Raw genomic sequence first — 25,216 nt, 5'->3', positions numbered from 1 at the left:
AACAACGCTGGACGAACCTGACCGATTGCCACGAAATGTATTCGGCCGGCCACCTGATCGAAGCGGCCGTTGCCTATTATCACGGAACCGGCAAGACGAAGCTGCTCGACGTCGCCCGGCGCGTTGCTGATCATATCGATCTTCGATTCGGTCCGGGCAAAGACCAGATTCAAGGTTATGACGGCCATCAGGAAATCGAGCTGGCTCTGGTGAAGCTGTACGAGGCAACAGGAGAACCTCGGTACTTGAATCTCGCCTGCTTTCTGATCGACGAACGCGGCAAGGATCCGAACTTCTTCCATCGGGAATGGGAAGCCCGCGGCCGAACTTCTCACTGGAATCCCGGCGTCGTTCAGTCCAAGCCCCCTGCACCGGAATACCATCAAGCCCATAAACCGGTTCGCGAGCAAGAAGTGGCCGTCGGACATGCCGTTCGCGCGGTTTACATGTATACGGCCATGGCGGACCTGGCGCTTCATAACAACGACACCGAGCTTCTGGAAGCTTGCAGAAGGTTATGGAGCAATATGGTCGACAAGCAGATGTACGTAACCGGCAGCATAGGCTCCACCCATCATGGCGAAGCGTTCACGTTCGATTACGATTTGCCGAATGATACGAACTACTCCGAAACGTGCGCGTCGATCGGCATGATCTTTTTCGCCCGGCGTATGCTGCAGATCGAACCCAAGGGAGAGTACGCCGACGTCATGGAACGTGCGCTCTACAACACCGTAACGGCGGGGATCGGACTGGACGGCAAGCACTATTTCTACGTCAACCCGATGGAAGTGTGGCCGGCGGCTAGCGGCGGCAACCCGGGCAAGCATCACATTAAACCGACCAGGCAGAAATGGTACGGCTGCGCCTGCTGCCCGCCGAACGCCGCAAGACTGCTCGTATCGGCGGGACAATACTTGTACACGTCGAGCCCGGATACGCTGTATACGCATCTGTACATCGGCAATGAAACCGAGCTTGAGCTCTCCGGGCGCAACGTACGCATTCGTTTGGAGAGCGGTTTGCCGTGGAACGGAAACGCGTCGCTGGTGATCGCAAGCGCCGAAGGCTCCGGCAGCTTTACGCTCGCATTGCGCGTTCCTTCGTGGTCGAGCGCTACGACGTTTCGCATCAACGGCTCCGCGAGCCAACCGGTTATTCGGAACGGATACGCCTACCTTACGGAAGATTGGCGCAGCGGCGATCGCATTGACGCGGAATTCGACATAACCCCGCGACGGGTCTATGCCCACCCGCAAGTCCGGGCCAATGCCGGAAGGGTTGCGCTGCAGCGGGGGCCATTTGTCTATTGCTTGGAAGAGGCCGACAACGGCTCTCCTCTCGCTTCGCTGGCGCTGCCCGCGAACGCGGAGTTGACGTGCGCATGGGACGAAAGCTTGGGCGGCATCTTCGTCATCGAGGCGGAGGGAATTCGGACCGAGGCTCCAGGGGAATCGAGCTCCGCGCCTCTGTACCGAACCTCGTCGCCCGTTCGGACACCAGCGCGCCTGCGAGCCATCCCTTACACGATGTGGGGCAATCGGGAGCATGGGGAAATGCAGGTTTGGATCAGGGAAGATTAACTGCCGGCAAGCGCGCAACAGACGGACCCGTTCATGGCGTCCGTCTGTTCTGCTTCTCCGCCGTTGTCGTTCGCGATGTACCTGGCCTGGGCGTATACCAGTTGCTCGGATTGTTATGAGGCTTGTCCCTTCCCGGAGCGCTTCCTAATCCAAGTAACCGCCAGTAAAATTAACGGGAAAATAAGACCGTAGAGTAATTCATATTCGAATAAATAGCGCCGATCCCACTCGACGTTCTCGACGACGTTTTCGTTCGACAAGGCTAACCCAGCGACAATGACCGCGAGAGGGACGGCCACCCACGTCCTGTCCGTCAACCGAAACAGCTGGCAGATGCCGCAGACCGCCCCGTGAAACGTAATCGTTATTTTCAAGAAGATGGCAACCAGTAAAATGACCGTAATCGACGCTTCCAAATTTTCGATAAGCGGTCCGATCCGGATGTCTTGCACCAAAATAAATAAAGGATAAGTCTCATGCGATGCCCGGGTCACCCCGAGACAGGCGACCAAAAACACCGTGATGCCGCTCAGCAGCAGCGTCGAACCGATAATCGCCCAAACAAAGCCCGCTTTCTGCCTATTTCGGACGTACGGGAACATCATCATGAGCACAATGGATTCGATGTAAGGAAATCCGACGATGTTTCTCGTCTCCTTCACGGTCTTCCACAGCTCAAGACGGAACGCCGGCAGCAAGCGTTCCGTCTCCCAGATCGGCAGCATAAAGATGCACACGACGAAAAACGTCATCATAATGATCGGCGTCAAAATCTCGCTGGATCGGGCGATGGCTTCTACCCCCTTGATGGAAGCATAGCAAACGACGATTAAAATCATGATGTGAAAAACGGATATCGGCGTTCTGTGCATAAACGTCGATTTCATGAAGTCCCCAAGATTGCGAACGACCCAAGCCGCCAATTGCACGAAAAAACCGATATAGCAAAAAGCAATGCCCCCTCCCACCCATTTTCCACCAGCCCCTAAGCATATCTGGACGAAGCTTAACCCGGGATACTGTTCTGCCAGCTTGACCCACAGAAGAGCCAGAATCATTCCGGCGCCCCCAGCCCAGAACCAAATCATCCAGGCGTCTTGTTTGGCTACTGCGATTATCCCTTGAGGGCGAAGAAAGAAAGTGGTGCCGAGCAATTGGATAAACGTCAACAAGTAAAATTGCCACCCGCTGATTTGCGCCTTTTCCATGCCTCTCCACCCTTTCTTTCGCGACAAGCGTGCTTGTTTCTTATAGTCCGGTCCTGTCGATCACCCAACCGACCCACACGGTGGGTTTAAACGGCCTGTCGAAGTACAGAAGGAGCCAAATTGCGAAACCGGCCAGCGACATCGCAACGAATACCGCGATTTCTTTCGGACTTTTTTTCAATCTCAGCATAAGGCTGATTGCGATAGCGAACGAAACGACGAAGATAACGATAAATAAGAGCATCCAGTGCCCCCTTTCCCCCGTCTACGGAGTGCCTCTCTTAGTACGGATCGATGATCGCGCCCATATCCGTTACTTTGCTGCGCACCTCCATCTCCAGCTTGGCCTGCTTCCAAGCCTCCTTGCCGTTCAACGCTTCCCTCCACTCCTTGCCTCTCTTTTTGCCCATCTGGTGTTCTATGCTGAACAAGTCCCACCCCTTCGATCGGGACCATTCGAACAAGTCGGCTGCCTTATCGGCCAATTGGTCGTTAAAGGCTTGTTTGATTTGGCCTAAGCTGTCCGAGGACAACGCTTCGCTCTGCTCGGTGTTCAATAGCTTCAGATCGGCATAGACGTCCACTCGCAAGACCGGCCTGTCGTTCACCAGGCTAAGCCGTTTACGGACTTTGACTTTGATCGCCCCGACATCCACGTCTTTGCCGTTGACTTCGATCTTGTCATAGTACACTTTGGCTTCGTTCTTCATGAGATTGTACAGAGGGATTTGCGTCAGCGATAGCTTCCCGATCATTCGATCCTTTCTGATCACGGCCCCTCCGCTTAGGAACAAGCTTCCCCTATTGGCATCGATGTGCTCGTAGCGCCCCGTGGTGGAGGCCTGGTGCGAGTCCCGGAGGGAAATGATCGGAAGAACGGTTAAGACGGATGACTCCATGTGTTCGATGACGTCCTTGATTCTTGACTTTGGATTGACTCTTCCGGATACTTTGTATTGCAATTCGAACAAAGCGCGCAACGAACGTCCAGGTATTCTCTCGAACAGGGTATACGTATTCATGACGTCCTTCATCGGCGAATCCGTGATGATCAGATCCAGATCGGTCCGACGATTCGACTGCCGCTCGAGAAAATTAAGATAAGAATGAAGCCCTCGTCGAGCCATTCGTTCCGTTAATAAATACGCTTGAAAATGGTCGGGGAACAAATCCCGGGGCAGCATGTCCGTTGCTCCGAACGCCAATTCGGCGAGAGTAGGCGCTTCCACCTTGTAGGTATATACCGGCGACTTGATGCCGCCGCCTTTTTGGGACGCAAGCGCAGAAGGATTAACGATCTGATAGTACACAATCTGGCGGCCCGTCTCCGGATCGATGTCCCCTCCGGCCAAATTGCCGATCGCCAATTGATTGATTTCCGTCATATCCCAACAACCGGTTACTCCTAGCAGGCTGATTAACGACAGGATTAAGACCGCTGCCTTCCCGCGTATGACGCTCACCTTCTCTTCCTCCTGGTGCCGTTCATTCGTGGGTAGGTTTTCATCCACGGTTGCGGCACCCGCACCAAGATATCCTTCCAGTCCGAGAAAAAGGTCGGCGCCAGCGGGGCCAAATATGAGACGCCGAACGATTTCATCGAGGCCAGATGCACGATCGTAAACAGCACGCCGCACATGACGCCGTACAGCCCCATGAAGCCTGCCAGCGCCATATAGGAAAACTGCAGCAGCCGTTGGGCGATTCCGAAGCTGTAAGAAGGGGACACGAAATTGGAGATCGCCGTCACGGCCACGACGATGACCATCGCGGCCGAGACCAGGCCGGCCTGAACGGCGGCTTCTCCGAGCACGAGCGCTCCGACAATGGATATCGCTTGGCCTGCTATGCGCGGCATGCGCAGACCGGCCTCCCGCAGCACTTCGAACGTGGTCAGCATCATGATGGCCTCCAGGAAAACCGGGAAGGGAACTCCCTCCCGCTGCGCGGCGATGTTGATGAGCAGAGGATTGGGGAGCAGTTCATGATGGTACAACACGATAGCGATGAAAAGCGAAGGCACGAAAATGGCCAACAAGAACGAGACGACGCGCAGCCAGCGAAGCAGCGTGGCGATATCTGCCCGTTGATAATAGTCTTCCGGAGCGATGAAAAATTGAAAAAAAGTAATGGGGCCGATCAGCGCGAACGGACTGCCGTCCACGAGCACGGCGACCCTTCCCTCCAGAAGATGCGACGTCACGACATCCGGACGCTCGGTCCCGAGCAGCGTCGGAAACGGGGTGAAGACTTTGTCTTGTATCCATTCTTCCACATAGGAGCTGTCGATGATGCCATCGGATCTGATGGCTTGAAGCCGAGCTTGGAATGTCGATACGACCTCTTCGGGAGCCAGGTCTTGCAGATACGCAACGATGACCTTCGAGCGAGTCTTGGTTCCGATCTCGTACTGTTCGATGCGAAAGCCCGGATTTTTAAGTCTTTTGCGCAGCAAGGACATATTCTGCTTAATGTCTTCCGTAAAGCCTTCATGCGGGCCGCGGACCGTCGTTTCCGTTTTCGGTTCGGAGATCTCCCGGCGAACGACATGAGCGACGTCCACAAACAGCGCATGGTCCGCATTCGGAATCAGCAAAATGCAATAGCCATCCAGAAGAGCTTGAACGCAATCGTCGAACTGCGATGCGGCCTTTATGTGGATGGTCGGCATGCTTTCGGTCAAGGCGTCGACCAGCGTATTCGCGTCAATCGGCTCGGGCCTACCTTTGCGTTCAATCGCCAGGAAGGCCAGCGCTTTTTCTACTTTATCCTTATCGGCGACCGTTTCGAGGAACAGATAGCGGCCTACCCATTCGGAAGACAGCGCGAACGATTGACTTATCAGATCCGGCGGCCGATGAAGCCGCTCGGCCAGCTTGTCCGCCAATGCCTGCGGTTGAATATCCGATAACGCCTCCATGACGCACCTCCGATTATCCCGAATTCGTATTGGTTATCATCCCCAATTGGATTGGGGCTATGCGAATTCGCCTTCTGCGGAGTCTCTCCGGTCAGGTGCATTCGAATGTCGCTTGTGCGCAAAAAAGTCGGCTGCTCCTGTTCGTAGCAGGGAGTCCCGGCTAATACGGATAGAGCGGCTTGACCTTTCTCGACTAACAAGCAGGATAGTGTGATCGATTCACGAATACTTCATAAACACTATATTTGCGATGCGGCCATTCCTGGACGTCGTTGAATACAGTTTTGTTTTGGCGGCTGATAACTACGGGAAGATCAAGATGGTATTTCAAGTGATCGCAATAACGGCAATTCTACTCAACAATTATCCTTTTGCATTTCTAACCGATGTTCCAGTTGATAATATATTGATGTTTATAGCTGTAGTATTAACTATTTACTCAGGGCTGAACTACATCATAAAGAACTTCAAAAAGCTTCAATTGATTTCTTGAAAGCCGCACTGGATTGCAATAATACCTCTTCATACCTCTCCCAATCTGATATAATTAATTTAATACACGTCCCTCGTGCCTCCGGGACCGGGTTCGCAGGTCGGCATTGATACGTTGCTCGGAAAGGAATCGTTGATTCGGTATCCCAATCCTGGAGGAGGAGAAGTATTCAATGAGCCAAGCAACGCTGGAATTGATTCTTGATGAGTTGCGGAATTTCAGGTCGGAAGTCAATCAAGAGTTTGAGGCAGTTAGGTCGGAGTTTAAGGCAGTCAGGTCGGAGTTCCATCAAGAGTTTGAGGCAGTCAGGTCGGAGTTCCATCAAGAGTTTGAGGCAGTCAGGTCGGAGTTCCATCAAGAGTTTACGGCAGTCAGGTCGGAGTTCCATCAAGAGTTTACGGCAGTCAGGTCGGAGTTCCATCAAGAGTTTGAGGCAGTCAGGTCGGAGTTCCATCAAGAGCTTGGGGAAGTTAGGTCAGAGTTCCATCAAGAGCTTGGGGCAGTTAGGTCGGAGTTCCATCAAGAGCTTGGGGCAGTTAGGTCGGAGTTTAAAACGGAGATTCAGAGTGTCAAGAAGGACCAACAAATCATATTAACCCGGCTTAACAGCCACGAGAAAATGTATGCCCAGTTGATCGGCATGGTCAAATCTGTCAAAGAAACGGTAGTGGACATCGCGAACCGGCAAGATACCTTGGAGCGGAAGTTCACGTTTCAATTCAACACGCACGCTGCAAGCATCGAAGTTCTCAATCGCGAACAGTTAATGATAAAGACTGAAGTCGAAATGTTAAAAAACCAATATTAAACGCCACCGGCAAATTCCGCTCAGGGATTTGCCGGTTGTTTGTTTATGTTGGGCGAGGACAGGAAATCATAGCGTCCCCCACCCCGCAAAGAAACACTTGGCAGTGTTCGACTTTGCGGGGTGCTTCCCTGCCGCATATTTTCCCTTATTATGGACAATCCAAGCGGAATCTGTCAGGCAGGCTTGTGCGTTAAAATATCGTCGGTACCATTCCCCCATCTATGCGGATCGGGGATCCTTTGAAGGCGGAGGCCATCGGGCTGCAAATGAAAGCAGTCAATCGGCCGATCTCCACTGGCCTGATAAACCGCCCGATTTCGGATTGAGGCAGGTTCTTCGTCATAAAGTCTTTCTCTTTAGCCTCGAAGGTCATCTCTTCGTTCGCATAAATGCTCTCGATGATCTCCAGCACGTTCTCGGAGAGGGTCGGTCCCGGCAGGATCGTGTTCACTGTAACTTCGGCGCCGCGGGTCAGCTTGGACAAGCTCTTGGACAAGGACAACAGCATGGATTTGGTCACACCGTATTGAGGCATCTGTCCGGAAGGCATGACGGCTTCCTCGCTCGCAATGAAGATAATACGGCCGTATTCGCGACTCAGCATGGAAGGCAAATAAAACTTGGTTAAGGCGTTGGCGGCGAGAAAGTTCGTGCGGAAGTACTTCTCCCATACGGCATCGTCTACGTTGTCATAGGACATGATCTCATAGATGCCCATGCTGTTAACGAGGATATCGACGTGGGGGAAACTCGAGAATAAAGCTTCTCTTTGCCGCGAATCGACGAGATCGGCGGTTGCATTTCGAGGTTCCGTTTCCGGGAACGCCGCTTGGATCTCAGCTACCGTACGCTCTACGTCATCGTTGTTACGACCATTTATGAGAACATGAACGCCTTCCCTGGCAAGTTCAAAGGCAATCGCTTTTCCTATGCCTCTAGTTGATCCCGTTACTAAAGCTGTCTTATTCTTTAATCCCATATCCATCTGCCTGCACTCCTTGTGTCTAGGTAGGGATCATGATACATCGTTTTGTCTATTCGGTATCTAGCGCGGAACGCCAATTCTCTTGCGTGACGCGCCAATTGGCAGGAGTCTCCCCTGTCCATAAGCGAAACGCGCGATAAAACGAATTTTGGTCCTCGTAGCCGACGAGATAAGCGACCTCTTTGATCTCCAGCGCGGGGTTTGCCAAGTAAGCGACGGCCATCTCCCGCCTCGTTTTCGCCAGCAACTGTTTAAAGCTTTCGCCTTCTTCCGTCAGCCTGCGCTGCAAGGAGCGCTCGCTCATCCCCAACTCGGAGGCTACGGTTTGGATGTCGATTCTCCCTCGAGTTAGGCATCGAGACAGGATCCACTGCACCTTAGCGCTCATGGTGAGCTGGCTCTGTCGTTCTTCCAGCGTACGATCCAAGGAGGGAGTCAGAATCTCGAGAAGTTCTTCGTTGTACGACGTGAAGGGGCGGTCCAGATCTTCGCGATTCAGCGTTAGCCGATTGCGATCCGTCCCCGTCCGTACGCGACAGCCGAAATAACTTTCAAGGGCTTGAACGTCGCCCATAGAGTTTATGAATTCGACGGAATGTGCCTTCAGATGACGGCCGGTTCCCCGGCGTCCGAGCTCAAGCAGGTAGGCGAGCGTAATGCCGACAAGCACCGGCGGTCCGGGTAGCTCGGCATGCTGCCACTCCAATTCAATCGAGCATTGCTGGCCTTCTTCCTGAATCCTCAAGGTTTCCGGAGGGCACATTTGCTTATATCGCGCCATTCGGTTCAGCGCGTCCCGGTAATCTCGAGCGTGAAAGGTCGCCAAAGCATCCGGCGGATACTGAGCTGTCTCGTACGCGGTCGCAAGCTTGACGATTCCCGTAGCGATATCCCCGACTAGTTCCGAATAGGCTTGCCAGATCGAATAATATTGTGCGGTCGTGACTAACGGTTCGGTGATGACGGTTAGCGGTAGACGTGCTTGGCGCGCTACATCAACGGGTTCTACCCCTATTGCCCCTAGGCTAGTCCAGAAACCTGGCGCGATTTTGATACGGTCTGCGGAAGGATCGGTCATGGCTGTCGACCTCCAAGGACAAAGTCAAATTGCAATCATCCACGAACCGTGGACCATTGATTCTTCTGATTATAGCCTATCCAGGAGGGGGAGGCCACCCGGTTCACTCCTTTGCGGTGGCCTCATGAACTATTTTTCTGCGTTATCGTTGAACACTCCCGCCAAGAAATTCATGGCTATAGATATCGGATATTTTTTCCAGAACACGCTGCGCATGTTCTGTAAATTTCAAGTCCGCAATCCGATCTTTGAACAGAAACACGCCGGTCTCATTGCTGTTTTTGCCCAGAGCTCCCTCATATAATAGGTTGGCTCCATGAGTAGGCGGAGAGGAAAAAAACTTCATAAACAGTTCAAACCCTGCGGTCAGTCCGGAATCTTTTCCTTTTCTTAGCGTGTTGTTAATGCCCGGGTCAACGCTGCGGATCTTGATGCCTTCCTTGGCAAGCCGCGGTGCGATGGCTTGGGTCCACAACGAAAGAGCCAGCTTTGAAGTCGCATAGGGTCCGTACATTTTGCGGAAGGTTTTGGGATGCTCCAACTTTTCGATCGTAAACTCCTTCGTAAATCTAAACACCTGCGACGAAGTGTTAATCACGGTTTTTAAGCTGCCGTTATTGAGCAGCTCCTTCAATTCCATCAGAATAATAAAAGGAACGACCGTCAACAATTCATAATGCAATTCGCGGCCTTGTTTCGAATAGCGCAGCTCGCTTAAGCCTCCTCCGGCGTTGTTAAACAAAATATCGATCCGCTGTTCCTTGCTTTTGATTTCTTCCAAAGCGTGTCTCAAGCTGCCATAATCGGTGAGATCCTTCACTTTATAGGCTCGAAGCCGTCCGTCCTTGAGATGATTTTGGAGGAATCTATCGTCCGCTGGTAAATCCGACCGGTTCAAAGCAACCACCTGCCAGTTCTCCGATAGCATTTTCCGGGTCAATGCCAACCCGATCCCGCTACTTGCGCCTGTAATCAGTGCGATCGGTTCTCGCTGGTTCGTATTCAATGAATGCCCTCCTTATATTCCAGAATATTCACCGGTTATTTGCGCACATCAGTCGGTGGCAGGGTATTTAATTCCTCGTAGCCGGAGCGAACGCCAAATTCAGCGGCTCATGAGCGGAAGCCCCGAGCCAGTTGCGAACTGAGGAGCTTAGATCTGGGAACCGCCTCCGTCGACAGGGATCTCAGCCCCGGTGGTATAGGTGGCCTCAAATGCCAGGAATGCAACGACCTTGGCGACCTCGACTGGATCGCCGAAACGCAGCATGGGGATCTGCTGCCTCATCTGTGCCTTTGTCTGTTCGGCAGCCTCTTTCGGCATAAACTTTTCCATGATGCCTGTGTCAATGATGCCGGGACTGACTGCGTTGACGCGAATATTTCGAGGTAATAACTCGCGTGCCAGACCTCGAGTCATGGAGCGCAGCGCCGCCTTACTAGCCGAGTAAGCACTGAGCATCGGGATCCCCACTACGTTCACGATTGAGGTGGTAAGGACTACCCCGCTACCTGTGCTTAGCAACGGGGCGAGTTTCTGTACGGTGAAGTACGGTCCTTTGGCGTTGATTGTAAGTATCTCGTCGTACTTTTCTTCGGTCATTGTATCGAAAGGAACAAAACCCGTGACACCAGCGTTAACGAACAGGGCATCTATCGTTCCAAATTCAGCCTCTACTCGATCGGCTAGCGCGGCGATATCCTTCAATGAGGCAGCATCGCTTAATACCGCGATAGCGTTGTTGCCGAGTTGTTCACGAGCCGCATCCAGCGTCGCCTGAGTACGTCCAGTAATCAGAACGTGTGCGCCTTCATCCACTAGCAACTTCGCCGTCGCTAGACCGATTCCGCTGCTGCCTCCCGTGATCACGACCTTTTTGTCAAAAAATTTGCCCTTGCTGAATTGTTCCATTCGAATCGTCCTCCCTTTGTGTAATCCGTAATCGGATGATTAGGTACAGGAACGATTATACAACAGATAATTTAATAAGTAAACTAAAGTTATTAAATTAGTTCATTTAATAAACTTTATACATAAAGGGCAGCGAATTTGTTATAATGTGTTTTATAGGCATAAAAAGGAGGTACTTATCCGTGAGAAAAGCCGTGAGTGTAGAAACATATGTAGAAAAAATAAAACCCATTATAAGAAAAACAAAATTCAGCCAACTGAAAGTCGACGATCTCGCTAAATATATGGATATCAGCAAAGTGACACTCTATAAGCATTTTTCCTCCAAAGACGACATCATCGAACAAGTCGTGGATTATTACATCGATTATTCGAAGAAGGCAGACACCGTTGTCAGAGACGATTCCGTCTCTTTTTTGGATCGTTTTCAATTAACATTTTTACAATCTTTGATGTGTGCCGCGTATATCTCTGATTTGTTTTTGCAAGACCTGAAGGAATTTTATCCACGCCATTTTGAGAGTCTGTCCGTTGCCCTACAAAATCGGAATAAAAGCTTGCAAACTTTTTTTGAATCCGGTATGGAGCAACAGACTTTCAACAGATTGAATGCCGTGTTGTTTATGGTTCAAGATGACGCTGTGCTGCGACGCTTTATCGAGCCATCCTTTTCGATTCAGTATGATATCACTTTGAAACAAGCGATTATGGATTTCTATAACATGAAGCAGTATCAATTGCTTAAACCTGAATATCTCAAGATCATAGACAATTCCAATATGGAAAGGAAAATCGTTCATATTTTGCAAGCCATTTCTTAAGTGAAATGAAGAAAAGGAATTCCCCTAGAGGAATCCCTTCGCTGTTTCATCCTATTTAGTTAGAAGCTGGGGCCGGGCCTGCACCTTCCGTTGGAGGTGTGTTTTGCATTTTTTCCTTTGCTTTCTCGATTTCTTCCTTCTTCAAAGGTGCGCCAACCTCGAAGCCTTCAATAATTTTGCCCAGTGTCGCCGTATCAAAATCATTTTGTGCATACAGTTCTACCGTAAAGCCATTGTTCTCCCAAATCACAATCCCATTTGCGAAGTAAACCGCGGTTCCCTTGATCACTTCTTTTTTCACTCCGCCTGTGGTACCGATGCCGTTTTCGCCACCCCTGGAAATGAGGAAGTTAACCGTCTCCTCACCTTTATTGAACTGTACTTCCGCCATGTTATTGCCATGAATGACTGTGTTGACGTACTTGTAATCTGCCAGCCAAGATGGGGCTGGGAAGTTTAGCCCTAATACGGCACGAGCCTCTTCCACAGTCAGATTGGGACGTTTCTGCATCTGGACCTTGCGGGAAGCATCGCCCCCTGCTTGTTCAGATGAACTATTTTCAACAGTCGGCTCCTTGTCGTATTGAACGATTTGCATATTTCCCACCTGAAAACGTGCCAGAATGGTTTCTATCATATTTTTTGCAAAAGAGGTAGTCGAGAAAGTACCTAGGAAGATAGCAACAGCCATAGCACTTACGATTACCGTTTTCCATGTATTTTTTTTCAACACGGTCTCATCCCTTTTCATAAAATTGGGTTGAATGGTTCCTGATCTCATTTTGAACATGAGACGAAGGTAGATTCGGTCTTTGGAGGCTTGGTCAGTAAGCTCCAAATTGGCAAGCAAGTGGGTTAGGTCTAGAAATTTATCTGTATTTTCCCTATTTTTCATATTGAAAACCTCCTTTTTCCAGTTCTTGATGCAGCTTCTTCAGACATCTATAAAGGACTACGCCGATATTTGAACCACTGACTCCTAGCAGGTCAGCTATTTCCGCGTTTTTCAACCCGGCTGCATACTTCATGCCAATGATATTGCGTTCCTTATCGCTTAGCTTTGCCAGAGCCTTGTACAAGATTTCGTTGCTGTCATCAAGGATGACAACTTCTTCTGGAGTTGACCTCCTTGGTAAAATCATTTCCATAATTGAATCCAGCGAAAAGGTGGCTCTTTTTTTCTGTGAGCGGAAGTAATCAGCTACAGCGTTTCGAACAATCGCAAACAACCAAACTTCAAAATTGGACTTTTGTGGCGAGTAGCTGTTGTATTTTGAAATCACGACTTCAAATACATGACTGCAAATCTCTTCCGCATCATAGTGGTTATTGATACGGTAGCAAATATATTTGTAGACACGGCTATAGTATGCATCGTAGATCGCTGTAAATCTTTCTTCTGACATGATCCCCTTTCGAAGATCACGAATATCGCTGTGGCTGATTCCTGTATTCACATGAGTAACCTCCAACTATTTCCCCTCCCCTCTATGAGCCTCACATTAGTTAATACGGAAAACGAATCATTTTATTAACAAACCAATCTCGGAAGTAACGTGGAATTTATAAATGAGGCCTATTGTTAGATGGAGCGCCGGATGCTGGGATATTAGCTGACCCCTGAAATCGAAAAAGCGACAGCCATGGACGAGAAAATAAAGTCCTAGACTTTCGCTTTTTCATTGAATACGGGTTCGTCTGGTCTCACAAGAACTCTTCATTGCCTGTTGGTAATAAACAAATAACCCCTTCCTTCCCAAGGCTCGAAGCAGCTGCTCGAAGCCTTGGGACGAAAGGGGAATGTTCGCGGTACCACCCAGGTTTACTGCAATCTCGCAATTGCAGTCTCATGAGGTAAAGCCGATGCTTTACCTGCAGCATGTTAACGGATGCCAGGCCGGTTGATCCTACTTGCGGGTGTGTTATTACGCCTTCCGCGTTCGGTCAACAGCTCCGAGACGACACTATACATACGTTACGACGGAGGTTTCAGCAATCCCTCCGCTCTCTGGACATAAACGCTATTGCATAGCCTTCTCTTCTTCGCTGTATTTGTATTTTTCTGATAATAGCACAGACTCGACTTTTTTTCAAACCGAACGCGCTTTTCAACCGGGAGCCAGCGCCCTGTGTAAATTAGCGCCCAATGTATCGATATACCGGCAAACGGTGCCGACGCTGATCTCCAAACTGACCGCGAACTTAGCGGCGGTAAGCTTCTTCCGAATCACAGCATCCCGAGCATGGACAGCTCTTTTGCCTTCCTATACTAAACTCTTAAAGAAGATTCGAGCTGATCTGGATGCTGCTCCGATAATCGATTAACAGTTGCTGCATCTTATGCGCCGTGCCATCTGGATGAGGAACATGAATGGAAACGGTCAAATTAGAATCGTTCAAGTAATGAAACGAAACAAGATCAAAATTCAAGATCCCGAGATTCGGACAATGCAGCGTCTTAGGAGCATCAATAGCATCGAGTACCTCGTGGGAATCCCAAAATTCTCGAAACTCCCTGCTAGCCTGCGAAAGCGCCACGAAATGCTCGGACCACCAAGGATCGTCGACGTGACGCGCATACCCGGCATGGAAATTAGCAACGATTCGCCGAGCATGCAGTTCCCATTGGTCTCCCTTTACATAGCGGAAACGGGGAGAAGTAAACGTCATCCAGACCAAATTCCGTTCCCTTTCCGACATAACCGCGAGATTCCCATTTAATGCGCAGTAGGCATCATTCCAGGCAATGATGTTCATGCGCGCATCCATGACATTCGCAGGGGAAAGGTTCTGGCTATCCAAAAAACGTTGAAGCTCCGGCGTTACCTTAGAGGGTTGCTTCGTACCGATCAAGGGAAATTGCTTACGGGCAAGATGGTACAGATGCCTGCGTTCCGATTCATCTAACCGAAGCACTTTCGCTATTCGATCAAGAACTTCAGCGGATACGTTGATATGACGCCCTTGTTCCAAATAGGTGTACCAATCCAATCCCACGTCTGCCAGCAGAGCTACCTCGCTGCGGCGAAGTCCGGGTGTTCGTCTGCGTCCGGAATCCGGCAACCCTGTTTGCTCTGGGGTTATTCGTTCACGGCGTGAACGCAAAAAACGGGACAATTCCTCATAACGGTCCAATCTGTTTGCCATGATCTCCATGCCTCCTACCCATTCATGAACGTAGGATTCCCAATCCTACGATAACTAGATCTCTTCCTAGCCTCTTCGGGTCCATTTAGACTAGTTTATGTCCTCCTTAGGAGGAAAAGCAAGAATGGATAGACAGGGATGATCGGCCCCACCTGTTAAGCTCCATTCAGACTCTATCATTGAGGTGATGAAAATGAACGTAGCCGCCATAGTCGGAAGCATTCGCAAAGATTCATACAACCTGAAGTTAACCCGTTATATTCAAAACCGTTATCAGCATCTTTTTCAGTTGGATGTGCTGAGCATTCGGGATCTCCCCTTTTACGATCAGGATATCGAGTCTGTTCCGCCGCAGCCGGTTAGCGATTTTAAGGCGAAAGTCGCTGCTGCCGACGCGGTGTTGTGGATCACTCCGGAATATAATTCGACTATTCCCGGCGTCATGGCGAACGCGATTGACTGGTTATCCCGCGTGGATCGAGTCATGATCGGGAAGCCCTCATGGATCGTCGGATCTTCCATGGGATTGTTGGGATCGGTCAAAGCGCAGGGCCATCTGCGTGACATTCTGTTCGCATCCGGTATTTCCTCGCCGCTGTTGCCTGGAAATGAAGTGTACATTGGTCTTGTTCATGAGAAGTTTAACGAGAAGGGTGAGCTGACCGATGAACCTACCCTTCAGTACCTTGATCTTGTAACCGACAATTTCGTGAAATGGATGAAGGAGCTCTCCCAATTGAAGCAGCTCCAAAGCCAAAAATAAACAGAAACCTTGGAGGGAGTAAGATGTTTGAGCATATCGTGCTATTGAAATTCAAGCCCGATGTTTCTATTGAAGTAAAAGAAAGTGCAATAAAGCGCGCGCATGACTTTAAAGGGAACATTCCGGGGATCGTGGAACTTAGCGCAGGGATTAACGTTACGGAGGAAATAGAGCATATGCAGGGGTTTACGCTGGCGATTCGTGTCACTTTTGAGGATCAAAAGGCTTGCCGGGATTATATTCAGCATCCCCTGCATCAAAGTTTATTGCAATTCATTGGTCCGTTTGTTGATGGAATCGTCGTTATGGATTACCCGTTTGCTTAATGTTCCCGATACAACCAGCTATTTTCGATTAATGTCAAAGGGACCTATTTTTCATGCCAGCTTGCCGCTAAGCATTTAAACGCTAATGGCCGCATATCAATCTAGTCTTAATACAACGAACCGCGGTCGTTCCCTGATCCTGCATCATGTTGCCGCTCAGTTCCCCTGTTGGGAAACGAGCGGCTTTCTCTCGACCTTGCGCTGCTGGACAATTAAAAGATCTTGAACAAGAGCTAGGTAAAAACTCTTTATGTAGCCACAGTATCAATCTCACAGATGAAGGAATAGTTGTTAACTTCATTGATTGCAACTCGTGTATAAAAAAGCCCGCATCGAGCTTTAATTATTGGGGCCTACCTTCTTTCAGCTTTATGTCAATAAAATCAACGATCTGCTGAAGCGAGGAAATTTGAATCATAATATGTTCACGTTGACTTCTTAATTGAACCACCAGTTCAGGATAATTAACGGAATCGGAGTCGACTGAGGCAGCCAAAAATGGCCGCATAGCCTCGAGCGACATTCCCGTTTTTTTGAGGCAGGTTATTTGCTTAATCCTATAAATGTCCTCTTTTCGATAAATGCGATGCCTGTTTTCCTTCCGTTCTGCCTGGGGCAGCAGCATGATCTTTTCGTAATAGCGGATTGTATCCTCGGAAATACCGGTTTGCTCGGCGACTTGCTTGATCGTAAAAGTTTGTTCTTCCATTATGTCTCCTCCCTATATTGCCAGTTTGAGCATTATACATCTTGGAGCCGACTCCAAGTCAATCCTATTTCCATCACTTATCCTTGGGCGATTTTTTTTATTTTCGCGCCTTGACTTGGATTCTACTCCAACTTTTATTATGGGATCTGACAGGGAGAAAACTCCCGGCAACAATCTATCTTAAGAAGGGAAGGAACATTTATTATGGAACTAAAGATTACCGCACCCTCTCCAGTCGTCTCGGTAAAGCCGATAGTGCTTTCAGCCCCGGGCCGTGGCGAGAATCTGCAAGTGAGAGTCTCCGCGCCGACGACCGGTCGTAACTTACCTATCATTGTTTTCTCACACGGTTCTGGCTCATCGTTGGAGGGTTACGGCCCCTTGGTTGACTTCTGGGCTGCACGCGGCTTCGTAGTCATTCAACCTACCCATCTCGACTCAAGGACATTGGGTCTCCCTCAGGACGATCTCCGCACACCACGGATATGGCGTTTCCGAGTGGAAGACATGAAGCGCATCCTTGATCAGCTTGATTTCCTGGAATCTGCCGTTCCCGGCCTCAGCGGGCGCCTTGACCGAAGCCGAATCGCCGCAGCCGGACACTCCTTCGGCGGCCAGACTGCGGGCAACCTGTTAGGCTTGCGAGTCCTCAACCCCGAGACCAAGAAGGAAGAGGACCTATCCGACTCGCGCATCAAAGCAGGCGTGCTATTCGCCACCGCTGGGCAAGGTGGGGACAGCCTGACACCGTTCGCGGCCGAGAAGATGCCGCATCTGAACGTGAGCTTCGAGCACATGACCAAGCCGACCCTCGTGGTCGTCGGGGATCAGGACGACACTCCTAACAAATATCAGCTGACCGTTCGCGGGCCGGATTGGATGACCGACCCTTACTTCCTCAGCCCGGGAGCTGAGAGCCTGCTCACCCTTTTTGGCGCAGAACACTCACTTGGAGGGATCGCTGGTTACGAGGTTAAAGAAACAACAGACGAAAACCCAGAACGAGTTGCCCTGATCCAGAAGGTTACATGGGCTTACCTTCGACATGTACTCGATATTGAGCAGTCCAGCTGGTCGGCAGTGAAACAGACTTTGTCCGAGACGCCCCCTTCAATTGGTCGAATTGAATCCAAATAAGGCTCTAGAGAAAGACAGCGAGCTCCCCCGCCGGTCCAATGCCTGTGAGGGAGCTCACTCTCTTTTTCTGATCAGCACGCAAAAAAATAAAAGATTGTCGGTACCATTTCCCCATCTATTCGGATCGGGGATCCTTTGAAGGCGGAGGCCCCATCTCCCGCCTCGTTTGGCCGGATCGCTTCTTGCCTTCTAAAAGGCGGCGTATTCATGTACGGTTTGTTGAGGTACGTTAGCGATAGAAGTCAACCATATCTCCAAACAGCCGTTTAATAAATTCGAGCTCGCTTTCGTTATATCTTTCCAAAAATTCGTACATTCTTTGCTTTTCCTTCGCATGAAGCTCATCATGAGCAGCAAATAGCTTTTTGCCGACAGGCGTTAGCCGAAAATACACTTCCTTTTTGTTGTCGTTGAGCTGGGCTTTTCGCACCCAACCTGCCTTTAGTAATTTATTTGCGATCTTGGAGGTATTTCCTTTACTTAAATTGATTCTCTCCGCGATGGAAGTGAGATTGATCGGCTCCTGCTCTCCGATGCACGCAATGGTGTGCAGTTCCGTCATATTCAAGCTGAATTCCGATTCAATATGCTTCCGGATATCCTCCAGGTATGTGGCAGTTATTCGGGTTTCATATTGCTCTTTTTGCTGAAGAAACTGGACGAAAAATTCATGAATGGCGGTTTTGTTCTTACTGGCAGTATCCATGATTATGCTGGCTCCTCGACTTATTTGTTTTATTATATCATAGATTGTTCTCTGAGAAACAAACGTACATACTCATATTGATACTGGGGTTGACAGGATAAACAATGAACAAGTACACTATTATTGTTTCGTACGAAACTAAAAATGAATGTTTATTTTTATCACACTTGTTTTAACGGACAATAAAAAAGGTTCTAACGAAACAATAATTGATGAAGGAGGTTGCCGGAAATAGTTGTCCACTTTTCAAGAGAAGATTTATAAATATGGGAATGGAGCATACCTGCCTATGGAAATCGTGAACCCGAAGACATTGACGGATAAGGTTACATCTATCATTTCTCATGTCGTGGTAACTCCTGCCTCCAAACTGGCCTTCATCTCAGGTCAGGTTTCTGTAGACGAATCAGGAGCATTGGTCGGTTCAGGGGACTATTACGCGCAAGCGATTCAAGTGTTCACCAATCTTAAGTATGCATTGGAAGCTGTGCGAGCGGATCCCTTGTACATTGCAAAAATGAATATTTTTGTGGTGAACCACAACCCGGAATTGATTTCGATTATTTTTGAGGCCGGATTTCATGTGTTTGGCCCTAACTGGCCGAAGACAGCAAGTACCTATATAGGCGTTCAAGCACTAGCTGATCCTGAATGGCTTATCGAAATAGACGCTATCGTGATCTTCCCATAATGTTTAAGAAAAGAGGTTATTGATATGAAATATGAAGTCATCCTTATCGGTGGCGGACCTGTCGGCATGATGTTGGCTGGGGAATTGGCATTAGCCGGTGTAAAGGTCTGCGTCATTGAGCGATTAAAAGAAACAACCCCTTATTCACGTGCGCTTACCGTACATCCTCGAACTCTTGAAATATTAGATATGCGTGGAGTGAAATCACAATTAATCAGTCAAGGCCGCTTACTTTCGAGAGGACATTTTGCCGGATTAGAAACTCCTTTGGATTTCATGGTGTTGGATTCTTCTTCCAATCACACTCTCTTTTTACCGCAGAGTGAGACGGAGAAGGTGCTGGAGGAATGGGCGCTTAGCCTTGGCGCAGAGGTCCGGAGAGAGGTTGAGGCTCTATCTGTACACCAGGATGAGGATGGAGTTGACGTTATGATCGCGGGACCTCATGGAGAAACAACGTTAAGATCAGCTTATGTGGTAGGTACGGATGGAGCCAGAAGTTTGGTTCGCAAACATGCAAATATATCATTTGAAGGTACAGATGCGACCTTCACGGCTATTTTGGGGGATGCCGTTCTATCTGATTTGGCTCCTATGAGTGTCATATCCCGAATTACAGATAAAGGATTGGTCAGCATCATGCCAATCAATGATCATATCTATCGAGTCTTGATGATCGATATGGACAGACGTGACATCTCTAAGGATGAGACCGTCACATTGGAAGAGTTTCGTTCATCGCTGATCCGTACGACCGGAAGCGACTTGGGGTTAAACGATGTGAAATGGATGTCCCGTTTCGGAAATGCTACGCGGCAAGCGGGACGCTATCGGAATGGTCGATTGTTCTTGGCGGGAGATTCGGCGCACATTCATTTTCCCGCTGGTGGACAGGGAATGAACGTCGGCTTGCAAGAAGCGATGAACTTAGGCTGGAAACTTGCAGGAGCAATCAAAGGCTGGGCTCCGGACTGGCTATTGGACAGTTATCATGCCGAACGTTTTCCATGGAATACGGCCTTGCTCCGGAATACCGAGGTCCAAACCCTGCTTCTGGACGTGACTCCCCCTATCATGGAACTTCGAAGCATGTTAGCTAAACTGATTCAAATACCGGAGGCTAATTATCAAATCGCCGCACAAGTTTCCGCAATGGATGTACATTACGCGCCAGACGCCGAAGCGCCTCCCCATCCTTTAAATGGGAAACGCTTCAAGGATCTAAGCTTAAAGCTGAAAGACGGGCAATCGATGAACTCCTATCCGTTACTACACAAAGGTACTTTTCTTCTGTTGCATTTCCATTCTAATGAACAGAATAGAGGTCAATGGGAAACGTATAGCAACCTTCAAATTGTACATGCCTCTTTGTCTGAGGCTGACGCGGATTGGAACGACGTCCACACGGCGCTTATTCGGCCGGATGGACATATTGCCTGGGCGATTTCTCTATCCGATCCGAATCCAATGCAAACTATAAATGAAGGAATCACTCGCTGGTGCGGAGACATTACCGTATAGTAATTCGTTTGAGGTGCGTAACTGACTTCCCATTGGGTGAACTTGTATTTGGGGCTGCTGAATGAACTAAAATCACGGTACGCTGCACTCAAAAAAACGCAATGTTCTCCATGGTATGAAAATACCGCTCAAGCGTTATTCAACAACGCTTAGGCGGTATTTTCATTTCTGAGAAAGAAGGTACTTTACGCTCCGTTTCGTTCCGCAGCTACAGATCGGCGACGCAGGGACAATGAAATAATAGCCGGGATGAGTCCAATGGCAACGCCAACTCCGCCAAGCAAACCAACGGATGCAAGCGAGATGCTTTCTACAACGATGCCTCCGATTACAGCCCCTACAGCCATGCCCAACTGCACAATAGAATTATTCAAACTCAAGAGGATCCCTGAAGCCTGGGGAGCCATGCCGATTAAATAAACTTGTTGAACAGGCCCTGTCGACCAAGCGAAAAAGGACCATAACATAAGCAAAGGCAACACGATCATGGACGAATGGGAGAAGGCCGTCAGTAATAATAATATTCCCGAGTGAAAGAGCAAGCCTCCAATCATCGTACGGGGGATACCCCATTTATCTGCACCGTAGCCGCCAGCTTGGGAGCCTATGAGACTGGCCAGCCCAAACGCAAACAACCCGACGTTTACCATCCCTTCACTCATCCTCGTAATGTCCAAAAGAAACGGCGTTATATAGGTGTACAGCATCGTATAGCCTAATATCCAGAAAAAACTGATGGAAAGCGCGACAGAGATTCGAGGGCTTTTGAATAAGGCAAGCTGTTCCCGAATAGGAACGGGAGCCTCTCCTTCCGATTTCGGAATCGTCAGCAGAAGGACCAACATCGCGACTAAACTCAGGGCTCCGACTCCTGTGAAGATCATTTTCCAATCATGTGAGCCCGCAATGATCCTCCCAAGCGGGACCCCTAGAATAAGTGCGAGGTTAAAGCCCACTAGAACCGTAGCAATAGCGCTGCCCTGTTTTCCAGGATGAGATATTTTAGCGGCAACCGTCAGGGCGACGACCATAAACACCCCCGTGCTGATCGCCAAAATAATTCTTGCTCCGAGCAGCATGCCGTAGCCTGAGGTTGTGACCGTGATCAAGTTCCCTACGAAAAATAATCCCAAAGCCGACAGCATAAGCTTTCTTCGATCCATTTTTGCCGTAAGTGCAATAAGAATCGGAGTGCCGATGGCATAAGCAAGCGAGTAAACCGTAATCAACTGCCCGGCCGCCGCTACCGACACTCCAATCTCACTTGCAAGCATATCCAAAATGCCGGCAATTACAAACTCTGAAGTTCCGACTAAAAAGCTGACAATCGCTAAAATATAAATTTTCCATGAATTTCTCATCTTTTTTTCTCCCTTTTTTATTTCTATAATTCTAAATATATAGAAATCTTAATAAAAAAAATGATGCTCAATTTGCCGACTTCATTTCTCGCCCCAATCAAGCCTCCCCGTTTCAAGCATTCGCCTCTGCTTTAGGCGTTAAGGACAGACGTCTGGCGAGCGAGCTCCTTTCGAACAATCGGTGCTACTTTGGTGCCTAGAAGCTCAATCGTCTGCAGCAAGTCGCGATGCGGCAAAGAACTGAAATCGTTGTACATCATGAAGCGAGTCAAGCCAAGGTTCTTATGCAGCAGCACGATTTTTTCTGCGACGTATTCGGGATCTCCGACGTAAAGAGCGCCGTGAAGGCTGCAGGCTGCATCGTAGGAGTTTGCTCATTCCAATCTCCATCGTATTCGTATGACCGCTCATCGTTATTCACTCCTTCTTAATATTGGATTAGGGATGATTAGCAAAAATCATTGAAGAATGATGCCAAGTCGACTCGCACGCTAAAACTTCATTCAAGTATGAGCTTCATCATTTCTATTGTTCTAAATATATAGAAATATTTATTAAAAAAATTACGTCAACAAAAAGGGCGCGAATTTCTCCGCTACTTCTCGATTGACGTTATAGTGAATAAACGATCCATTCTTGCGAGAATCAATCAAGCCAGAGTCCGTCAATTGCTTTAAATGATGCGATAGCGTCGAGCCTGCAACCGATTCAAGCCTTTCACCGACGGCGGTGAAGCATAAATTGCTCTCTTTCGCGAGTAGTAAAGCGATTTTCAGCCGGGTTGGTTCCCCCAAAGCTTTATACACTTTAACCGCTTGCCCGATATCTTCTTGATTTTCACCCACTGTATCCACCTCCCCGCACATCTTCTACATTTCTACAACTATCGAAGTCAATGTTAGCACCAGGTCGTTCAAATGTAAAGGGCATATTGGTTTTATACCTATAAATCGGCGTTGTAATGGCCTTATCAGCAGGATCATAAACCTCGAACTTAGACAGTTACTACAACCTGACCTTGGTCTAGGATTCGAGTCTCCTCGTGTCGTTTAGTTGTCATGCATCATCTTCCGAAAACCAGAAGATGATGCATATAAGTCGTTTACATACAGGTGCAATTTCAATTCATTTAATAGACACCTTTTTAGACTTCATCTCAGGGTATTTCCGACCTTGTCTGCCAGCACTCATTCGCACCTTCAAGAACGACACCGCCACGATCGCAATAGCGACTCCAACCATCCCGACCCATGTAATCGATGTCAGAGACACCCGGTCGACCATGACGCCTCCAATTGCAGCACCCGCAGCCATAGACAACTGCATCATGGATTGGTTCAGGCTCAGCATGATTCCAGAATAATTCGGTTCAATCCGAACCAAATTGACTTGTTGCGTTGGACCGGAGGTCCATGCCGCAAACGACCACAAGATCAGGAGGATGACAATCGGCAGCCACGAGTGCGTATAGGTAACGGTTAGAGAGAGAAGTAGCAGCGCTATGACGTGCAAGAGCATTCCCCCTGAAAGTGTCGGGAATACCCCCCATTTATCCGTGCTGAAACCGCCGAATTTGGATCCGAGCAGGCTAGCGATGCCGAAAGCAAGCAGCACTCCGCTCAGTATCCCTTCTTTCAATCCGGCAACATCAAGTAGATACGGTGAAATGTAGGTGTAGGCGATCGAGTATCCGCTGAGCCAGAAAAAGGTAATCGCAAGCCCTAGCGCTACTTTTCCGTTTTTCAAGAAGGCAAGTTGCTTGGACAACGGCATCGGTTTATCCCCTTGAACTCGAGGGATGATGGCGTACAGAACGAACATAGCCACCAGACCGGCCAGTGCCAGTATACCAAAAACAGATTTCCATCCGAGTTGTGCTGCAACGATACGTCCAAGAGGCACGCCGATAATCAAGGAAGCCGTAAAGCCCATGACCACGGTAGCAATCGCGCTGGCTTGTTTGCCTGGGGCGGCAATTTTCGAGGCGATGTCCAAAGCGGTTACCACGACCATTCCCGCGCCTAAAGCCATGATGACGCGAGCTGCAAGAAACGATGCATAGCCAGGCAAAACGAAAGACAAAATATTCCCAATTACGAAGATACCCAGCGCCCAAACCAGCAGTTTATGTCTTTCCACTTTAGCAGTCAACGCCATAAGGATCGGGGTGCCAATGGCGTATACAAAGGAAAAAATCGTGACTAACTGCCCCGCAGAAGTAACGGAAATCCCCATTGTATCCGAGATCTTATCCAAGATGCCGGATATAACGTACTCGGATGTACCCACCAAAAAAGTAACCAAAGCCAATAAATAGACTCTCCACGTGCTAGACAATGCATTCACTTCTCCTTTTTACATATCGCGATATGTCGATGTATGGAACCAATTAAAAACTGAATACGTTTGAGGTATTCAGTCCAGTTAGAGTTTTTGATTCAAGAAAGCAGCCAACTCGCTGATCTTTTCTTCGTCTCGTTTGTAGTACGTATATTTACCGATTCGCTCGGTTCGAATCAGTCCGGTCCGTTGCAGTATGGACAAATACTGCGAAGCCGTTGACTGTGTCATATTCAACTTATCCGTAACCTGACTAACGCATACCCCGATTGTCCTCATATCCACTCCTTCATGGGGCACAAAATGTTTTTCGGGCTCTTTGAGCCACTGTAAAATCTGCAGCCTAGATTCGTTGGACAACGCCTTGAACACTTCAATTGGATCCATACTTCGATTATATCGATACTTTCCGATATGTCAATACAATAGTTGCTGATATTCCCGAACGACAAAGTCGAGCCGCTCCTTAAGGTCCGCGTTCTTTTCCCACCGATGACCTTTAATGCCCCCATAAACCAAGTATCAAAAAGTATCCTACCTTACAAAAATGATCGGATCATACAAAAAAGTGCGTACTATTCAAGCCCAGAGCAACCTGATAACCTAACATACAGAACGATCGATCCAGATTTCGGCGAGCGGTACGGTCGTTTAAAACATTGAAGGAGCTCGGAATTAGCTAGGATTTCCGAGTCCAATTGAGGGGT

Annotated in this window: 27 protein-coding genes and 2 pseudogenes; 10 read left to right on the top strand and 19 right to left on the bottom strand. The window is 48.9% G+C overall.

What is annotated here, in order from left to right:
- Both ACESLK_RS27665 and ACESLK_RS27660 read left to right on the top strand, forming a co-directional pair.
- Window positions 1–1,583, top strand: a 1,583-nt coding sequence (locus tag ACESLK_RS27665; RefSeq protein WP_373233042.1) for a glycoside hydrolase family 127 protein, incomplete at its 5' end; no start/stop codon positions are given.
- The gene (locus ACESLK_RS27660) at window positions 1,565–1,702 is read left to right on the top strand and encodes a hypothetical protein (protein ID WP_373233041.1); all 138 of its coding nucleotides are present in this window, start codon (window positions 1,565–1,567) and stop codon (window positions 1,700–1,702) included. The genes ACESLK_RS27665 and ACESLK_RS27660, both read left to right, overlap by 19 nt.
- On the opposite strand, the gene ACESLK_RS27655 is transcribed toward ACESLK_RS27660, so the two are convergent.
- The 5 genes from ACESLK_RS27655 to ACESLK_RS27635 are packed head-to-tail and all read right to left on the bottom strand — an operon-like array spanning window position 1,697 to window position 5,911.
- The gene (locus ACESLK_RS27655; RefSeq protein ID WP_373233040.1) at window positions 1,697–2,791 is read right to left on the bottom strand and encodes a GerAB/ArcD/ProY family transporter; all 1,095 of its coding nucleotides are present in this window, start codon (window positions 2,789–2,791) and stop codon (window positions 1,697–1,699) included. The genes ACESLK_RS27660 and ACESLK_RS27655 overlap by 6 nt on opposite strands.
- A 40-nt stretch (window positions 2,792–2,831) precedes the next feature.
- Complete coding sequence (locus ACESLK_RS27650) at window positions 2,832–3,035, bottom strand: hypothetical protein (protein ID WP_373233039.1); 204 nt, start codon at window positions 3,033–3,035, stop codon at window positions 2,832–2,834.
- A gap of 37 nt (window positions 3,036–3,072) precedes the next feature.
- The gene (locus ACESLK_RS27645) at window positions 3,073–4,254 is read right to left on the bottom strand and encodes a Ger(x)C family spore germination protein (RefSeq protein WP_373233038.1); all 1,182 of its coding nucleotides are present in this window, start codon (window positions 4,252–4,254) and stop codon (window positions 3,073–3,075) included.
- Entirely contained in the window at window positions 4,251–5,711 is a 1,461-nt protein-coding gene (locus ACESLK_RS27640; RefSeq protein ID WP_373233037.1) for a spore germination protein, read from the bottom strand. The genes ACESLK_RS27645 and ACESLK_RS27640 overlap by 4 nt, the downstream gene beginning before the upstream one ends.
- The gene (locus tag ACESLK_RS27635) at window positions 5,633–5,911 is read right to left on the bottom strand and encodes a hypothetical protein (RefSeq protein WP_373233036.1); all 279 of its coding nucleotides are present in this window, start codon (window positions 5,909–5,911) and stop codon (window positions 5,633–5,635) included. Before ACESLK_RS27635 ends, ACESLK_RS27640 begins: the two co-directional genes overlap by 79 nt.
- 50 nt (window positions 5,912–5,961) lie before the next feature.
- On the opposite strand from ACESLK_RS27635, the gene ACESLK_RS27630 reads away from it, so the two are divergent.
- Together ACESLK_RS27630 and ACESLK_RS27625 are read left to right on the top strand one after the other, a co-directional pair.
- Window positions 5,962–6,204 (top strand): CDP-alcohol phosphatidyltransferase family protein, encoded by a 243-nt coding sequence (locus ACESLK_RS27630; protein ID WP_373233035.1) that lies wholly within the window; start codon window positions 5,962–5,964, stop codon window positions 6,202–6,204.
- Window positions 6,205–6,376: 172 nt separating this feature from the next.
- Window positions 6,377–7,012, top strand: a complete 636-nt coding sequence (locus ACESLK_RS27625; protein WP_373233034.1) for a hypothetical protein — start codon at window positions 6,377–6,379, stop codon at window positions 7,010–7,012.
- 190 nt (window positions 7,013–7,202) lie between these two features.
- On the opposite strand, the gene ACESLK_RS27620 is transcribed toward ACESLK_RS27625, so the two are convergent.
- The 4 genes from ACESLK_RS27620 to ACESLK_RS27605 form a co-directional block, all read right to left on the bottom strand.
- Entirely contained in the window at window positions 7,203–7,997 is a 795-nt protein-coding gene (locus ACESLK_RS27620) for an SDR family NAD(P)-dependent oxidoreductase (protein WP_373233033.1), read from the bottom strand.
- Between the two features lie 49 nt (window positions 7,998–8,046).
- Window positions 8,047–9,075, bottom strand: coding sequence for a helix-turn-helix transcriptional regulator (locus ACESLK_RS27615; protein WP_373233032.1), 1,029 nt, complete (start codon window positions 9,073–9,075; stop codon window positions 8,047–8,049).
- A 142-nt stretch (window positions 9,076–9,217) separates the two neighbouring features.
- Window positions 9,218–10,081 carry an SDR family NAD(P)-dependent oxidoreductase gene (locus ACESLK_RS27610; protein ID WP_373233031.1) on the bottom strand — a complete coding sequence of 288 codons (864 nt, stop codon included), beginning with the start codon at window positions 10,079–10,081 and terminating at the stop codon, window positions 9,218–9,220.
- Window positions 10,082–10,228: 147 nt separating this feature from the next.
- Window positions 10,229–10,987, bottom strand: a complete 759-nt coding sequence (locus ACESLK_RS27605; protein WP_373233030.1) for an SDR family oxidoreductase — start codon at window positions 10,985–10,987, stop codon at window positions 10,229–10,231.
- A gap of 182 nt (window positions 10,988–11,169) precedes the next feature.
- Between ACESLK_RS27605 and ACESLK_RS27600 the strand changes: the two genes are divergently transcribed.
- The gene (locus ACESLK_RS27600) at window positions 11,170–11,808 is read left to right on the top strand and encodes a TetR/AcrR family transcriptional regulator (protein WP_373233029.1); all 639 of its coding nucleotides are present in this window, start codon (window positions 11,170–11,172) and stop codon (window positions 11,806–11,808) included.
- Between the two features lie 55 nt (window positions 11,809–11,863).
- On the opposite strand, the gene ACESLK_RS27595 is transcribed toward ACESLK_RS27600, so the two are convergent.
- The 3 genes from ACESLK_RS27595 to ACESLK_RS27585 form a co-directional block, all read right to left on the bottom strand.
- The gene (locus ACESLK_RS27595) at window positions 11,864–12,703 is read right to left on the bottom strand and encodes a hypothetical protein (RefSeq protein ID WP_373233028.1); all 840 of its coding nucleotides are present in this window, start codon (window positions 12,701–12,703) and stop codon (window positions 11,864–11,866) included.
- Entirely contained in the window at window positions 12,693–13,265 is a 573-nt protein-coding gene (locus ACESLK_RS27590; protein WP_373233027.1) for a sigma-70 family RNA polymerase sigma factor, read from the bottom strand. The genes ACESLK_RS27595 and ACESLK_RS27590 overlap by 11 nt, the downstream gene beginning before the upstream one ends.
- Window positions 13,266–14,085: 820 nt before the next feature.
- Complete coding sequence (locus tag ACESLK_RS27585) at window positions 14,086–14,955, bottom strand: helix-turn-helix transcriptional regulator (RefSeq protein ID WP_373233026.1); 870 nt, start codon at window positions 14,953–14,955, stop codon at window positions 14,086–14,088.
- A gap of 193 nt (window positions 14,956–15,148) precedes the next feature.
- On the opposite strand from ACESLK_RS27585, the gene ACESLK_RS27580 reads away from it, so the two are divergent.
- Together ACESLK_RS27580 and ACESLK_RS27575 are read left to right on the top strand one after the other, a co-directional pair.
- Window positions 15,149–15,718 carry an NADPH-dependent FMN reductase gene (locus ACESLK_RS27580; protein WP_373233043.1) on the top strand — a complete coding sequence of 190 codons (570 nt, stop codon included), beginning with the start codon at window positions 15,149–15,151 and terminating at the stop codon, window positions 15,716–15,718.
- Window positions 15,670–16,044 carry a Dabb family protein gene (locus ACESLK_RS27575; protein WP_373233025.1) on the top strand — a complete coding sequence of 125 codons (375 nt, stop codon included), beginning with the start codon at window positions 15,670–15,672 and terminating at the stop codon, window positions 16,042–16,044. Before ACESLK_RS27580 ends, ACESLK_RS27575 begins: the two co-directional genes overlap by 49 nt.
- A gap of 352 nt (window positions 16,045–16,396) precedes the next feature.
- Here ACESLK_RS27575 and ACESLK_RS27570 read toward each other — a convergent pair.
- Window positions 16,397–16,756 (bottom strand): annotated as a pseudogene (locus ACESLK_RS27570) (MerR family transcriptional regulator); the annotation flags it as partial.
- 201 nt (window positions 16,757–16,957) lie between these two features.
- On the opposite strand from ACESLK_RS27570, the gene ACESLK_RS27565 reads away from it, so the two are divergent.
- The gene (locus ACESLK_RS27565; RefSeq protein ID WP_373233024.1) at window positions 16,958–17,890 is read left to right on the top strand and encodes an alpha/beta hydrolase family protein; all 933 of its coding nucleotides are present in this window, start codon (window positions 16,958–16,960) and stop codon (window positions 17,888–17,890) included.
- 229 nt (window positions 17,891–18,119) lie between these two features.
- Here the strand turns inward: ACESLK_RS27565 and ACESLK_RS27560 are convergent, their stop codons facing one another.
- Window positions 18,120–18,596, bottom strand: a complete 477-nt coding sequence (locus ACESLK_RS27560; protein ID WP_373233023.1) for a MarR family transcriptional regulator — start codon at window positions 18,594–18,596, stop codon at window positions 18,120–18,122.
- 235 nt (window positions 18,597–18,831) lie between these two features.
- On the opposite strand from ACESLK_RS27560, the gene ACESLK_RS27555 reads away from it, so the two are divergent.
- A complete protein-coding gene (locus ACESLK_RS27555; RefSeq protein ID WP_373233022.1) occupies window positions 18,832–19,287 on the top strand; it encodes a RidA family protein in 456 nt (151 codons plus the stop codon).
- A gap of 24 nt (window positions 19,288–19,311) precedes the next feature.
- The gene (locus ACESLK_RS27550) at window positions 19,312–20,808 is read left to right on the top strand and encodes a monooxygenase (protein WP_373233021.1); all 1,497 of its coding nucleotides are present in this window, start codon (window positions 19,312–19,314) and stop codon (window positions 20,806–20,808) included.
- Window positions 20,809–20,993: 185 nt separating this feature from the next.
- Here the strand turns inward: ACESLK_RS27550 and ACESLK_RS27545 are convergent, their stop codons facing one another.
- From ACESLK_RS27545 to ACESLK_RS27525, 5 genes and pseudogenes are all read right to left on the bottom strand, one after another.
- A complete protein-coding gene (locus ACESLK_RS27545; RefSeq protein WP_373233020.1) occupies window positions 20,994–22,169 on the bottom strand; it encodes an MFS transporter in 1,176 nt (391 codons plus the stop codon).
- Between the two features lie 131 nt (window positions 22,170–22,300).
- A pseudogene (locus tag ACESLK_RS27540) lies at window positions 22,301–22,537 on the bottom strand (LLM class flavin-dependent oxidoreductase); the annotation flags it as partial.
- A gap of 195 nt (window positions 22,538–22,732) precedes the next feature.
- A complete protein-coding gene (locus ACESLK_RS27535) occupies window positions 22,733–23,014 on the bottom strand; it encodes an ArsR/SmtB family transcription factor (protein WP_373233019.1) in 282 nt (93 codons plus the stop codon).
- A 280-nt stretch (window positions 23,015–23,294) separates the two neighbouring features.
- Window positions 23,295–24,506: an MFS transporter gene (locus ACESLK_RS27530; protein ID WP_373233018.1), complete on the bottom strand. Its 1,212-nt coding sequence runs from the start codon at window positions 24,504–24,506 to the stop codon at window positions 23,295–23,297.
- Between the two features lie 87 nt (window positions 24,507–24,593).
- Window positions 24,594–24,896: an ArsR/SmtB family transcription factor gene (locus ACESLK_RS27525; protein ID WP_373233017.1), complete on the bottom strand. Its 303-nt coding sequence runs from the start codon at window positions 24,894–24,896 to the stop codon at window positions 24,594–24,596.
- Window positions 24,897–25,216 lie beyond the last annotated feature (320 nt).

Source organism: Cohnella sp. (genome assembly GCF_041640265.1).
Classification (GTDB): Bacteria; Bacillota; Bacilli; order Paenibacillales; family Paenibacillaceae; genus Cohnella.
The sequence above is the reverse complement of the archived record's forward strand: the minus strand, read 5'-3'. Positions and strand labels throughout refer to the sequence as shown.

Coding starts and splice junctions, on each gene's coding strand:
- ACESLK_RS27595 (WP_373233028.1), bottom strand. CDS start 12,703: ATGAAAAATAGGGAAAATACAGATAAATTTCTAGACCTAACCCACTTG.
- ACESLK_RS27565 (WP_373233024.1), top strand. CDS start 16,958: ATGGAACTAAAGATTACCGCACCCTCTCCAGTCGTCTCGGTAAAGCCG.
- ACESLK_RS27560 (WP_373233023.1), bottom strand. CDS start 18,596: ATGGATACTGCCAGTAAGAACAAAACCGCCATTCATGAATTTTTCGTC.
- ACESLK_RS27625 (WP_373233034.1), top strand. CDS start 6,377: ATGAGCCAAGCAACGCTGGAATTGATTCTTGATGAGTTGCGGAATTTC.
- ACESLK_RS27615 (WP_373233032.1), bottom strand. CDS start 9,075: ATGACCGATCCTTCCGCAGACCGTATCAAAATCGCGCCAGGTTTCTGG.
- ACESLK_RS27545 (WP_373233020.1), bottom strand. CDS start 22,169: ATGAGAAATTCATGGAAAATTTATATTTTAGCGATTGTCAGCTTTTTA.
- ACESLK_RS27640 (WP_373233037.1), bottom strand. CDS start 5,711: ATGGAGGCGTTATCGGATATTCAACCGCAGGCATTGGCGGACAAGCTG.
- ACESLK_RS27575 (WP_373233025.1), top strand. CDS start 15,670: ATGGATGAAGGAGCTCTCCCAATTGAAGCAGCTCCAAAGCCAAAAATA.
- ACESLK_RS27550 (WP_373233021.1), top strand. CDS start 19,312: ATGAAATATGAAGTCATCCTTATCGGTGGCGGACCTGTCGGCATGATG.
- ACESLK_RS27585 (WP_373233026.1), bottom strand. CDS start 14,955: ATGGCAAACAGATTGGACCGTTATGAGGAATTGTCCCGTTTTTTGCGT.
- ACESLK_RS27525 (WP_373233017.1), bottom strand. CDS start 24,896: ATGGATCCAATTGAAGTGTTCAAGGCGTTGTCCAACGAATCTAGGCTG.
- ACESLK_RS27620 (WP_373233033.1), bottom strand. CDS start 7,997: ATGGATATGGGATTAAAGAATAAGACAGCTTTAGTAACGGGATCAACT.
- ACESLK_RS27655 (WP_373233040.1), bottom strand. CDS start 2,791: ATGGAAAAGGCGCAAATCAGCGGGTGGCAATTTTACTTGTTGACGTTT.
- ACESLK_RS27630 (WP_373233035.1), top strand. CDS start 5,962: ATGCGGCCATTCCTGGACGTCGTTGAATACAGTTTTGTTTTGGCGGCT.
- ACESLK_RS27580 (WP_373233043.1), top strand. CDS start 15,149: ATGAACGTAGCCGCCATAGTCGGAAGCATTCGCAAAGATTCATACAAC.
- ACESLK_RS27650 (WP_373233039.1), bottom strand. CDS start 3,035: ATGCTCTTATTTATCGTTATCTTCGTCGTTTCGTTCGCTATCGCAATC.
- ACESLK_RS27605 (WP_373233030.1), bottom strand. CDS start 10,987: ATGGAACAATTCAGCAAGGGCAAATTTTTTGACAAAAAGGTCGTGATC.